Source organism: Leifsonia lichenia (assembly GCF_054780215.1).
In genome coordinates this window covers 312,195-324,077 of the sequence record NZ_BAAGWT010000010.1, presented here as the reverse complement: position 1 = coordinate 324,077, position 11,883 = coordinate 312,195, and the positions used below count along the sequence as shown (strand labels likewise).

The 11,883-nt window shown below is 70.7% G+C and carries 12 protein-coding genes; 9 read left to right on the top strand and 3 right to left on the bottom strand.

Annotated features, from left to right (window positions below):
• Positions 1–6 precede the first annotated feature (6 nt).
• Both ACYVGI_RS18840 and ACYVGI_RS18835 read right to left on the bottom strand, forming a co-directional pair.
• Positions 7–1,305 carry an MFS transporter gene (locus ACYVGI_RS18840; protein ID WP_460634112.1) on the bottom strand — a complete coding sequence of 433 codons (1,299 nt, stop codon included), beginning with the start codon at positions 1,303–1,305 and terminating at the stop codon, positions 7–9.
• Between the two features lie 5 nt (positions 1,306–1,310).
• Entirely contained in the window at positions 1,311–1,742 is a 432-nt protein-coding gene (locus ACYVGI_RS18835) for a MarR family winged helix-turn-helix transcriptional regulator (protein ID WP_460634111.1), read from the bottom strand.
• Positions 1,743–1,814: 72 nt separating this feature from the next.
• Between ACYVGI_RS18835 and ACYVGI_RS18830 the strand changes: the two genes are divergently transcribed.
• The 7 genes from ACYVGI_RS18830 to ACYVGI_RS18800 all read left to right on the top strand — a co-directional run bounded on the left by ACYVGI_RS18830 (position 1,815) and on the right by ACYVGI_RS18800 (position 9,640).
• The gene (locus ACYVGI_RS18830) at positions 1,815–2,663 is read left to right on the top strand and encodes an alpha/beta fold hydrolase (RefSeq protein ID WP_460634110.1); all 849 of its coding nucleotides are present in this window, start codon (positions 1,815–1,817) and stop codon (positions 2,661–2,663) included.
• A gap of 42 nt (positions 2,664–2,705) precedes the next feature.
• Entirely contained in the window at positions 2,706–3,755 is a 1,050-nt protein-coding gene (locus ACYVGI_RS18825; protein ID WP_460634109.1) for a lipoate--protein ligase family protein, read from the top strand.
• Between the two features lie 219 nt (positions 3,756–3,974).
• Positions 3,975–6,194, top strand: a complete 2,220-nt coding sequence (locus ACYVGI_RS18820; RefSeq protein ID WP_460634108.1) for an HtaA domain-containing protein — start codon at positions 3,975–3,977, stop codon at positions 6,192–6,194.
• A complete protein-coding gene (locus ACYVGI_RS18815; protein WP_460634107.1) occupies positions 6,191–7,354 on the top strand; it encodes a heme/hemin ABC transporter substrate-binding protein in 1,164 nt (387 codons plus the stop codon). The genes ACYVGI_RS18820 and ACYVGI_RS18815 overlap by 4 nt, the downstream gene beginning before the upstream one ends.
• Before the next feature lie 35 nt (positions 7,355–7,389).
• Positions 7,390–8,478 carry a FecCD family ABC transporter permease gene (locus ACYVGI_RS18810; RefSeq protein ID WP_460634106.1) on the top strand — a complete coding sequence of 363 codons (1,089 nt, stop codon included), beginning with the start codon at positions 7,390–7,392 and terminating at the stop codon, positions 8,476–8,478.
• Entirely contained in the window at positions 8,475–9,320 is an 846-nt protein-coding gene (locus tag ACYVGI_RS18805; RefSeq protein ID WP_460634105.1) for a heme ABC transporter ATP-binding protein, read from the top strand. Before ACYVGI_RS18810 ends, ACYVGI_RS18805 begins: the two co-directional genes overlap by 4 nt.
• Positions 9,321–9,325: 5 nt before the next feature.
• Positions 9,326–9,640 (top strand): hypothetical protein, encoded by a 315-nt coding sequence (locus tag ACYVGI_RS18800; RefSeq protein WP_460634104.1) that lies wholly within the window; start codon positions 9,326–9,328, stop codon positions 9,638–9,640.
• Here the strand turns inward: ACYVGI_RS18800 and ACYVGI_RS18795 are convergent.
• Positions 9,600–9,884 (bottom strand): GNAT family N-acetyltransferase, encoded by a 285-nt coding sequence (locus ACYVGI_RS18795; protein ID WP_460634103.1) that lies wholly within the window; start codon positions 9,882–9,884, stop codon positions 9,600–9,602. The genes ACYVGI_RS18800 and ACYVGI_RS18795 overlap by 41 nt on opposite strands.
• Before the next feature lie 53 nt (positions 9,885–9,937).
• Here ACYVGI_RS18795 and ACYVGI_RS18790 point away from each other — a divergent pair, with 53 nt between their 5' ends.
• Both ACYVGI_RS18790 and ACYVGI_RS18785 read left to right on the top strand, forming a co-directional pair.
• Positions 9,938–10,891, top strand: a complete 954-nt coding sequence (locus ACYVGI_RS18790; RefSeq protein WP_460634102.1) for a DNA-methyltransferase — start codon at positions 9,938–9,940, stop codon at positions 10,889–10,891.
• Positions 10,892–10,984: 93 nt separating this feature from the next.
• Positions 10,985–11,812: a phosphatase PAP2 family protein gene (locus ACYVGI_RS18785; protein ID WP_460634101.1), complete on the top strand. Its 828-nt coding sequence runs from the start codon at positions 10,985–10,987 to the stop codon at positions 11,810–11,812.
• Positions 11,813–11,883 lie beyond the last annotated feature (71 nt).

Here is an 11,883-nt window from a genome sequence, read left to right as displayed (position 1 = left end):
CGTCGGTCAGGAGGCGCGGGCGGCGGTCGCCTCGGTGTCGGCGAGGTCTTTGCGCGCTGCCTCGCGCGGCGAGAGCGTGAAGCGCGGGCGCCACGAGGTGAAGCGGAGGCGCAGGCTGCGGTACTTGATCAGGTAGAAGACGCCGACGATCGCCGCGGCGAAACCGGACGCGGCGCCCACTCCCATCGCCCAGCGCGGGCCGAACGTGTCGGCGACCCAGCCGACGATCGGGGCACCCACGGGGGTTCCGCCCATGAAGATCGCCATGTAGATCGCCATCACCCGACCGCGGAGCTGCGGGTCCGTCGTCATCTGGACGACACCGTTCGCCGTGGTCATCAGGGTCTGCGACGAGACGCCGATCACGATCAGCGCCAGTGCGAAGAGCCAGAAGTCCGGCATCACGGCGGCCAGCGCGCAGCCGAAGCCGAAGAAGGCTGCGCCGGCGAACAAGAGCGCGACGCGCGGCCGCTCGCGGCGGGCGGACAGCAGCGCGCCGACCACCGAGCCGATCGCCATGATCGACGACAGCAGGCCGTATTCGCCGGCGCCCGCGTGGAAGACCGACACCGACATCGTGGAGATGAAGATCGGGAAGTTGAGGCCGAAGGTGCCGATCAGGAAGACCATCACGAGGATCACCATGATGTCCGGACGCCGCCGCACATACCGGAAGCCCTCGACCAGGCCGCCGCGCTGCTTCTTCGCGCGCTCCGACCGGTACAGCTTCTCGACCCGCAGGAACTTGAGCGACAGCAGCACGGCGCCGAACGTCGCCGCGTTGATCAGGAACACCCAGCCGGCGCCGACGACCGCGACCAGCAGGCCGGCGACAGCGGGTCCGAGCAGGCGCGCCATGTTGAACGACGCCGAGTTGAGCGCGACGGCGTTGGACAGGTTCGGCCCGGCCACCAGCTCGGAGACGAACGTCTGCCTCGCAGGGGCGTCGAACGCCGCGACGCAGCCGAGAAGCAGCGCGAACACATACACGTGCCAGAGCTGCACGACCCCGGTGACGGTCAGGATGCCCAGCCCGAGACCCAGCGCGCCCATCGCCCCCTGCGTGGCCATGAGCAGTTTGCGGCGGTCCAGGTGGTCGGCCGCCCATCCCGTGACGGGGAGCAGCAGCAACTGCGGCCCGAACTGCAACGCCATCACGAAGCCGACGGCCGCCGCGTTGTTGTGGGTGAGCTGGGTGAGGACGATCCAGTCCTGGGCCGTGCGCTGCATCCAGGTGCCGACGTTGGAGACGATCGCCCCGGCCGCCCAGATGCGGTAGTTCACGCCGGACAGGGAACGGAACATGGCACTCACGAGTCGGCCAGCTCTCGCAGGATGGCCGCCGCATCGGCCAGCGTGGCCCGCTGCCCGGGAGTCAGCTCACGAAGCCGTTTGTGCAGCCAGGCGTCACGCCTCCGCCTGGTCTCGGCGATGAGCGCACGACCCTCCTCGGTGGGAACGACGACCACCTTGCGGCCGTCGTCGGCGTCCGGGGTGCGCCGCACATACCCGGCTTCTTCGAGGCAGTTGATCGTGCGGTTCATCGACGGAGGCTTGACGCGCTCGTGCTCGCTGAGCTGACCGATCGTGCCGGAGCCCTCTCGCACCAGGAACGCCAGCGCCGAGGTCTGGGTGTCGCTGAGCTCGTCGTCGGCCTTCTCCGCCCTGAGCCGACGGGACAGCCGCGCCACCGCGATGCGGACGGCGGTGCTGAGGTCGTGGGTGGAGAGTCGTTGAGCCATATATCGTTAGCCTAACAAATTAGTCTTGCTAAATAAATCCCGTTCGCCGCCGGCGTGCGCCAGAATGACGACGTGCCCAGCTACGAAGATGCTCACGGCGTCGAGATCACCTACGACGTGTACCCGGTCGAGACGCCGCGGGCGGTGGTGCAGGTCGCGCACGGCGTCGGCGAGCACGCCGGCCGCTACCGGCTGCTGGCCGAGCACCTCAACGCGAACGGCTACACCGTCTACGCCGACGACCACCGCGGTCACGGCCGCACCGGCATGGCCCAGTGGAAAGGCGACGCCACCCGGCTCGGCAGGCTCGGCGTCGGCGGCCTGCGGGCCACAGTGGATGCGCTGCGCGCCTTCTCGCGCCTCATCCGCGACGAGAACCCCGACCTCCCGCTGGTGTTCTTCGGCCACAGTTGGGGCTCGCTGATGGGCCAGATGATCCTCAACGAGCACAGCAGCGACTACGACGCCGCGGTGCTCTCCGGAACCGCGTACCGCGTGCTCGGCTCGATGAACAGCGGCGACCTGAACAAGCGGCACGCCCACCTCGGCACCACGGGCGCCGAATGGCTGAGCCGCGACCCCGCCGTCGCCCAGGCGTTCGTCGACGACCCGCTCACCACGCTCACCCCGATCGCGAAGCTGTTCGGGCTTGCGGATGCTTCCCGGCTGCTCGGTCGTCCCGCCCGCTCGCTCGCACGCGACCTGCCGCTGCTCATCCAGGTGGGAGGAGACGACCCGCTCGGCGGCGAGGCCAGCGCCCGCAGGCTGGAGAAGGCGTACCGGCAGCGGTCCGGGCTCACCGACGTGACCACGATCGTCTACCCCGGCGCGCGCCACGAGATCTACAACGAGACCAACAAGGCCGAGGTCATGGCCGACCTGACCGCCTGGCTGGATGCGCGCATCCCGTCGCGGGTGTAGCCGTTCGAACCGGAGCGCGCCCTGGCGATCTAGGCTGTAGCCATGCACGGTGAATACAAGGTTCCTGGTGGCAAGCTCGTCGTCGTCGACCTGGAGGTGATCGACGGCAGACTCGCGAACTTCCGCCTTGCCGGCGACTTCTTCCTCGAGCCGGACACCGCCCTGGAGGCGATCGACCGCTCGGTGAACGGCCTCCCGGCCGAGGCGGACGCCGCGACCATCGCCGCCGCCGTCCGCGGGGCGCTGCCCGAGGGGGCGACGCTGCTTGGCTTCTCGCCGGAGGCCGTCGCCGTCGCCGTGCGACGCTCGCTCGCCCGCGCGACGAGCTGGCGCGACTACGACTGGCAGATCGTGCACTCCAAGGCGGTGCCGCCCGTGATGCAGATGGCGCTCGACGAGGTGCTCGCCACCGAGGTCGGCGATGGACGTCGCGGACCGACCCTGCGCATCTGGGAGTGGGACGAGCCCGCCGTGGTCATCGGCAGCTTCCAGTCGGTCAAGAACGAAGTGGATGCGGAGAACGCCCAGAAGTACGGCTTCGACGTAGTGCGGCGCATCTCCGGCGGCGGCGCGATGTTCATGGAGGCCGGTTCGGTCGTCACGTACTCGATCTACGCTCCGGCCGATCTGGTGCAGGGGATGAGCTTCGCCGACAGCTACGCCTTCCTCGACGAGTGGGCGATCGTCGCCCTCAAGTCGCTCGGCATCGACGCGTTCTACCAGCCGCTCAACGACATCACGAGCCCGAAAGGCAAGATCGGCGGGGCTGCGCAGAAGCGTCTCGGCTCCGGCGCCGTTCTGCATCACGTGACCATGAGCTACGACATGGACGGCCAGAAGATGACCGAGGTGCTGCGCATCGGCCGGGAGAAGATCAGCGACAAAGGCATCACCAGCGCGGCGAAGCGCGTCGACCCGCTGCGCAGCCAGACCGGCATGACCCGCGCCGAGATCATCGACCGCATGAAGCAGACCTTCACCCAGCTCTACGGCGCGACCCCTGGCGACATCACCCCCGAGGAGTACGCCGCCGCCGAAAAGCTCGTCGCCGAGAAGTTCGGCACCCCCGGCTGGCTCTACCGCGTCCCCTAGCCCCGCGCCCCTCCCGCTCCTCCCGCCCCTCCCGCGCATCCATCGAGCCCAGGCTTCTTCACCTTAAAACGCGCATTTGCGGTGAAAAAGCCTGGGCTCGATTGCGTGTGAGGCGGGATCGTTGTTAGGTTAGGCAAAGCTTAGTTAGCTGAGCCTTACCTAACCACACCAGTCCCGAGTCCAGCGGAACGGCCGCGCCGTTCCGCTCACAGGAGCGCCATGAGATCGATGAGTTCCCCGTCCACCCCTGCGCAAGCACCGGCGAAGAGACGCGGCGCGCGTCTGCTCGCGGCGCTGGTCGCGACCGCCATCGCCACCCTCGGCGTCACCGCCGTCGCCACCCCGGCGCACGCGGCGGGCCCGACCGTGTCCGCTCAGGAGATCCCCGCAGCAGGCGGCACGATCACCCTGACCGGCAGCGGCTTCACCCCCAGCACCCAGGGCATCTACCTGGGCGTCGGCCCGACGGGACTTCCCGGCTTCTACCTCGGCGCCAGCAGCCTCATCAGCAGCGAGACTATCTGGATCGCACCGGGCAACGTCGACGGCACCAGCCCGTCGGGCCGCACTGCGCCGATGAACGCGGACGGCACGTTCTCCGTGACCGTCACCGTCCCGGCGGCCAGCGCATCCATCCCGACGTATGCGGTCTACACGTCCAAGGGCCACGGCCAGGGGATGAGCGACACCAGCCAGAACTCGATCACCCCGCTGGCATACGCACCCGTTCCGCCCGCCACCACCACGCTCGCGCTGGCGTCGAGCGCGGCGAGCGTCACGGACGGCTCGCCGGTCACCCTCACGGCGACGGTCAGCCCGGCCGCCGCGGGAACGGTCACCTTCCGCGAAGGGTCGGCCACGCTCGGCACCGGCACGGTCTCCGGTTCGGCCGCGACCTTCAGCACCAGCGGCCTCGCCGTTGGCGCGCACGCGATCACCGCGGCGTTCGCCCCGGCCGACAGCAGTGCCTTCGCCGCATCCACCGCGTCCGCCGTCACCGTCACTGTCACCGCGGTCGGCGCTCCGACCCCCGCCTCCGTCACCGTCGCCCCGGCGACAGGGCTCGACCCGGCCGGCGCCTCCATCACGGTCACCGGCGCGAACTTCGCCCAGACGGGCGGCGCCGTTCCCGGCGTGTACGTGGGCGTCGGCCCGAAGTCGGCCGTCGGCGAGCCGTCGTGGAACCTCACCGCCTCGCTCTTCCAGGGTGTCGCCTGGGTCCGCACCATCGGCGCGGACGGCGCCTTCACCAGCACCCTGACCGGCATCGCCCAGGTCTTCACCTCGAACGGCCGCCAGGTCGACTGCTCCACCGAGGAGTGCGGCGTCTACACGTTCGCTGCGCACGGCTCGGCCGACCGCACGCAGGACACGTACACGCCCATCGCGTTCGCCGTCCCCGCCGTGACACCGGTCGCGACCACTCTGACCATCACCACGTCGTCGGCCAGCTCGACCTCAGGCTCCGGCGTGGATGTGACGGTCGCCGTCTCCCCGAAGGCCGACGGAACCGTGAGCATCCTGGACGGCAGCACCGTCGTCGCACGCAACCTCGTGCTGCGCGACGGCGCGGCGACCACCCGCATCTCCACCCTGCCGCAGGGCTCCCGCTCGCTGACCGCGACGTTCACGCCCGCCGACCCCTCCGCGTTCGCCCCCTCGACGGCCGCGCCGGTCAGCCACACCGTGACGGCACCGCCGATCGTGACCGTCCCGACCGTCCCGGACCCTGTCGTCGTCGCAACGCCGACAGCCCCGGCCGAGCCCGTCTGCGTCGCCCGCTCCATCAGTGACGCGACGCTGAGCTGGGGCCTCAAGTCGAGCTTCCGCAACTACATCTCCGGCGGCATCGCGAACGGCTCGTGGAGCCTGTCCGGCGTGACGTACGCCGACGGGAAGTACGGCTGGAGCAACGGCTCCGGCAGCTACAACACCGCGGACGACAAGGGGATCGCCCGCTTCCCCGGCAGTGTCGCGTTCTCGGGCCACAACGGCGTCCTCAACCTGGTGCTGTCCAACGTCGCCGTGAAGGTGACAGGCCCGAACACGGCCACCATCGTCGCGGACGTCCACTCGACCGACATGGGCGGCGCGGCCAGCGACCACTCCGGCATCGCGTTCGCGTCCGTCGCGCTGAGCGGCGGCGCATCCGGCTCGCGTGTCACGGCGACGGACGCCCCTGCCACTCTCACCGCGGCGGGCGCCACCGCGTTCGCCGGGTTCTACGATGCCGGCACAGCGCTCGACCCGGTGTCGTTCAGCCTGCCGCTCGGGGCAACCGTCCCGTGCGACAGCGCGACCGCGGCCAACCTCGCCACCACAGGAGGCGGAGACGCGGGCAACTGGCCGCTGCTCGGAGGGCTGATGATCCTCGTCGGCGTCGCGGCTGTCGTGGCCGTTCGCCGTCGCGCATCCACTCGGGCGGCGGCTCAGGCGTGACCTCTCGCACTGGAGCACTCGTGGGCGGGGCCGCCGGCTCCGCCCGCGGGCGTCGGCGAGCGGGGCGTTCCGCCCGGCTGCTGCGGCTTGCGGCCGTGGTCGCGGTGGTGACGACACTCTCGGGATGCGGCACGACGGCCGCGACATCGGCGTCGACCCCCGCACCAGCCGCAACGACAGGAGCACCGGCGACGGATGCGCGCGCCGGTCTCTCCGACCCGCGCACCATCACCGGCCCGTCGACCGCGGCCACCGTCGCCGATGTGGTCCCCGTCACGAAGACCCCGAAGCCGAAACTGCCCGTGACGGTCGAGGACGCGTCCGGCACGAGGGTCACGGTCTCCGACACCAGCCGCATTCTGGCGCTCGACGTCTACGGCACGCTCGCCGAGACGGTCGTCGGCCTCGGGATGGGCGACAGGCTCGTCGGCCGTGGGGCGTCGAACACGCTCAGCGTGATGAGCAAGCTCCCGCTGGTGACCCAGAACGGCCACGAGCTGAACGGCGAGGCGATCCTCGCCCTGCACCCGACGCTGGTGCTCACCGACACGACGCTCGGGCCGCGCGACGTGCAGGACCAGCTCCGCGCATCCGGCGTCTCCGTGGTGTTCTTCGACCCGGAGCGCAGCATCGCGACCATCGGGTCGCAGATCGAGACGGTCGCGCACGCGGTCGGGCTCGACGCGGACGGCAAACGCTTGGCGCAGCGCGTCGCCGGCGACCTCGCTGCGGCGAAGAAGACCATCGCCGCGATGGCGCCGACCGGAGACGACAGACTGCGCGCCGCCCTGCTCTACGTGCGCGGCCGTGCCGGCGTGTTCTTCCTCTTCGGCAAGGGGATGGGCGCCGACGACCTCATCGGGGCGCTCGGCGCCGTCGACGTGGCCACCGAAGCGGGCATCGCGGGCGCGAAGCCCGCGAACAGCGAAGCTCTGCTGGCGACCAACCCGGATGTGTTCCTCATGATGACCGACGGCCTCGCCTCCACGGGCGGCGTCGACGGCCTGCTGCAGCGGCCGGGCGTCGCGGACACCGCCGCGGGGCAGCACCGCAGGATCGTGGACATGAACGACGGGCAGCTCATGTCGTTCGGGCCGACGACGCCCGCCGTGCTGCTGTCGCTCGCCGACGCGCTGTACCGGCCGGGGGCCGGGAAGTGACGCGGGCGGAGGCGCCGCCGCGCGCGGGCGCGGGCGTGAGCGTGCGCGAGGGCGTGCGCGAGGGCGTGCGCGTCAGCGCCGTCGCCCGCGCTCGCCGCCGCCGCGTCCCGGTGATCGCGGGGCTGCTCGTGCTGCTGCTGCTCGCCGTGCTGGTCTCCTCCTCCGTGGGGCAGTTCGCCCTCTCGCCCGCCGACATCGTCGCATCCATCGGCCGCCGCATCGGGATCGGGCAGGCGGCGACCGGCGCGGCGACGTATGCGGACGGCGCCCTCTGGAACATCCGGTTCCCGCGCGTCGCGCTCGGCATCGTCGTCGGCGCTGCCCTCGGCGTCGCCGGCGCCCTGATGCAGGGCGTCTTCGCCAACCCGCTCGCCGAGCCTGCCGTGGTCGGCGTCTCTGCCGGCTGCGCGGTCGGCGCGTGCGCCGTGATCGTCTTCGATGTGCAGCAGTTCGGTCCGGCGAGCATCCCCGCCGCCGCCTTCATCATGGGTGTGCTGACGACCGTGCTCGTCTACGTGCTGTCGCGCGCCCGCGGGCGCACCCAAGTGCTGATGCTGGTGCTGACCGGCATCGCGATCAACGCCGTCGCGAACGCCGTCATCGCGTTTCTCGTGTTCCAGGCGGACACCGCCAGCCGTGAGCAGATCATGTTCTGGCAGCTCGGCTCCCTCAACGGCGCCACCTGGCAGGCGGTGGCCGTCACCTTCCCGCTGCTGATCGTCGGCGTGGGATGCGCGTGGCTACTCGCCAAGCGACTGGATGCGCTCGCCCTGGGGGAGCGGAGCGCCAGGCACCTCGGCGTCCCCGTCGAACGGGTGCGGCTGGTCGCGATCCTGCTCGTGGCCCTGCTCACCGCCGTCGCCGTGTCGTTCGCGGGCATCATCGCGTTCGTCGGCCTGATAATCCCGCACCTGCTGCGGCTGCTGATCGGCCCAGCGCACGCGGCGCTCATCCCGGCCAGCGCGCTCGGCGGGGCGCTCCTGATCAGCGCGGCCGACCTGGCGGCGCGCACTGTGGTCCCGTTCGCCGACCTTCCGATCGGGATGTTCACCGCCCTCGTCGGCGGCCCGGTGTTCTTCGTGCTTCTGCGCCGCACGATCGCGGCGAAGGAGGGTGCGGCATGAGCGCCGAGCTGCGCGGCGTCACCCTCACCGTCGACGGCCGCGCGCTGCTGTCCGAGGTCGACCTGGCCGTGCGCCCCGGCGAGCTCGTCGCCCTGATCGGCCCGAACGGCGCGGGTAAGTCGACGGCGCTCTCGGTGCTGGCCGGGGATGTCACGCCGGACTCCGGCACGGTGACTATCGACGATCGACCCGTGGCGCGCATCCGGGTGCAGGAGCTCGGCCGGCTGCGCAGCGTGCTGCTGCAGCAGAAGGGCGTGTCGTTCTCCTACCCGGTGCGCGACGTGGTGGCGATGGGGCGGATGCCGTGGGCGCGCGTCCGGCCGCCGGAGGATGAGGACGACGACGGCGACAGCGACGACGACGCCATCGTCGCCGACGCCCTCGCCCGCACAGACACCACCCACCTCGCCGACCGCGATGTGACCACCCTCTCCGGTGGAGAGCTCGCCCGCGTCTCGCTCGCCAGAGTGCTCGCGCAGCGCTGTCGCATCGTCCTCCTCGACGAACCGACCGACGCGCTCGACATCGGCCATCAGGAGCAGGTGCTCGCGCTCGCCTCCGGCCTCGCCGCAGACGGGGCCGCCGTGCTCGCTGTGCTGCACGATCTGAACCTCGCAGCCGCGTATGCCGACCGGATCGTGCTGCTCGCCGACGGCGCCGTGGTCGCGGACGGAAGCCCGCGCGACGTGCTGACCGGCGAACGCCTCAGCGCCGTCTACGGGCATCCGGTGGAGACCATCGACCACCCCGTCACCGGTGCCCTGCTCGTGCTGCCTGTGCGAGCATCCGGGGCCGGTTCACCCTCGAAAGGGGGACATTCCCAGCGCGTTCGGGTACCCTGACCCGCGTGAACTGGTGGATCGTCGGCGGAATCGTCGCTGCAGTGGTGCTCGTGGTCATCGCGTCGAAGCTGGGCTGGATCGACTTCTCCGACAAGACGCGCAAGACGGGCGGCTCGTCGAGCAGCATCGTCGGCATCGGCGACGAGGTCTTCGCCCCCACCCGTCACGAGGCTCAGGTCGAACTCGACCGGCAGTCGATGCTGCCGGCCCCGGCCCCGCTGCCCGGCGACGGCGACAAGGGCATCTGGGAGGGAGGGCGCATCCGGATCGACGTGGCGCCTAGCGGGACTGCAGGTCCTGATACTCGGGATGCTCCCTGAGCCAGTGCCGCACGTACGGGCAGGTGGCGACCACGCGCAGGTCGGTGTTGGCGCGCACGTCGTCAAGCGCCTCCTGCACCAGCGTTGACGCCATCCCCTTCTCCCGCTTCTCCTCGTCGACGACGGTGTGCGTGAACACGATCGCGTCGTCGCGCAGTTCGTACTCGGCCACGCCGATCTGTTCGCCGTCCGTGAGGAGGGCGTAGCGGGACGATTCCGGTTGCTTCACCACGGTGAGACTCATGCCGCCAGGGTAACCCGGCAGCGTCGCGACGCACAGACTGCGAGAATGGTGGAATGCTGGACGACTCCACCGCGGATGCGGCCCCTGCGGACGCGGTCGCTGCAGATGCGGTCGCTGCGGATGCGGTCGGCGCGGATGCGGTCGGCGCCTGGCATCCGGATGCGCCGAGCACCGTCGTGCACGCCGACAACCTCGACGTCGTGGCGGGGCTCCCCGACGAGTCGTTCACCCTCATCTATCTCGACCCGCCGTTCAACACCGGCCGGTCGCAGACCAGGCGGAGCACCACCTCGGTGCGCTCGTCCGGCGGCGCTGGCAGCGTCACCGGGTTCAAGGGCCGAAGCTACGAGCGCATCAAGGGCGACCTGCTGCGCTACGACGACCGGTTCGACGACTACTGGTCGTTCCTCGAGCCGCGCCTGATCGAGGCGTGGCGCATCCTCGCCGACCACGGAACGCTCTACCTGCACCTCGACTACCGCGAGGCCCACTACGCCAAGGTGCTGCTGGATGCGCTGTTCGGCCGGGAGTCGTTCCTCAACGAGATCGTCTGGGCATACGACTACGGCGCCAAGTCGAAGAACAAGTGGCCGACCAAGCACGACACGATCCTGGTCTACGTGAAGAACCCCGCAGGCTACTTCTTCGACTCCTCCGCCGTCGACCGCGAGCCGTACATGGCGCCCGGCCTGGTCACCGCCGAGAAGGCCGAGCTGGGCAAACTGCCGACCGATGTCTGGTGGCACACCATCGTCTCGCCCACCGGCCGGGAGAAGACCGGCTACCCCACCCAGAAGCCGGAAGGCATCCTGCGCCGCATCGTGCAGGCGTCGAGCCGCGAGGGCGACTGGGTGCTCGACTTCTTCGCCGGCAGCGGCACGACCGGCGCGGTCGCGTCGGCCCTCGGCCGCCGCTTCCTGCTGGTCGACAGCAACCCGGACGCCATCGGCGTGATGCGGTCGCGGTTCGCGGCGGCGGAGCCCGCGGTGCGGTTCGTGGAGGCGTAAGGGCGCGCACGCGCATCCACTGGATACGGATTCCAGACACCCCGGAGCCGCCGTCCGGAGAACACCAAGAACGGTATGGGAGGCTGGGGCACTATGCGAACCGCGCTCCGCCCCTTGCCCTTCCTCTGGGGCGCGCTCGGCACGGCGGTGGTGTTCGCGCTCGTCTACCTGGTGTTCGTGCAGAGCTACATGGGCCAGGTCATCGACGAGCGGGCGTTCGCCGGGGCCGACGTGTGGAAGGGCGACCTGATCGAGTTCGCCCACACCTTCCTCAACGCCCTGCCTGCCGCCTCGGTGATCCTCGGCTGCATCGCGGCCCTCGCGATCGTGGCGTTCCGCCGCAACTGGGCGGTCTTCTTCGTGGCGGTCGCGGCGGCAGCGCTCGCCAACGGCAGCACCCAGCTCCTCAAGTACACCGTGCTGAGCCGCCCGTCGAAGGGCGTGGATGTCGGCCTCGCCAACTCGCTGCCGTCCGGCCACACCACCGTGGCGGCGTCGGCGGCCCTCGTCGTCTTCCTGGTCGCGTCCCCGCGCTTCCGCCCGCTCGCGGCGGTGATCGGCTCTGTCTTCACGATCGCGGCCGGCGCATCCACACTGGTGGAGCAGTGGCACCGGCCGAGCGACGTGGTGGCGGGGATGCTCGTGGTCGCGTTCTGGGGCTGCGTCGCCGGGCTGCTGTACTCCTGGCTGCGCGTGCCCACCGCCGAACGCCCTGTGCGCACCAAGCTGTGGCCGCTGCTCTGGATCGCGGTGGTGTGCGTCGCCGGGGCGATCGTCGCGCTGCTCGTCACCTACTTCTCCGCGCAGGACGGCACGGGCCAGCACCTGTTCGTGGCGTACGCCGGGGGAGTGGCTGCGATCGTGGCCACGGGATTCGTGCTCGCGGTGCTGGGGAACCGGGTGTTCCGGGCGCTGGCGTAGGGCGGCCCTCAGGGGCGTTTGAATACGTCGCGTCGCAGGGCGGCGTCGCAGGGCCGCTGTATTCCTGGCCG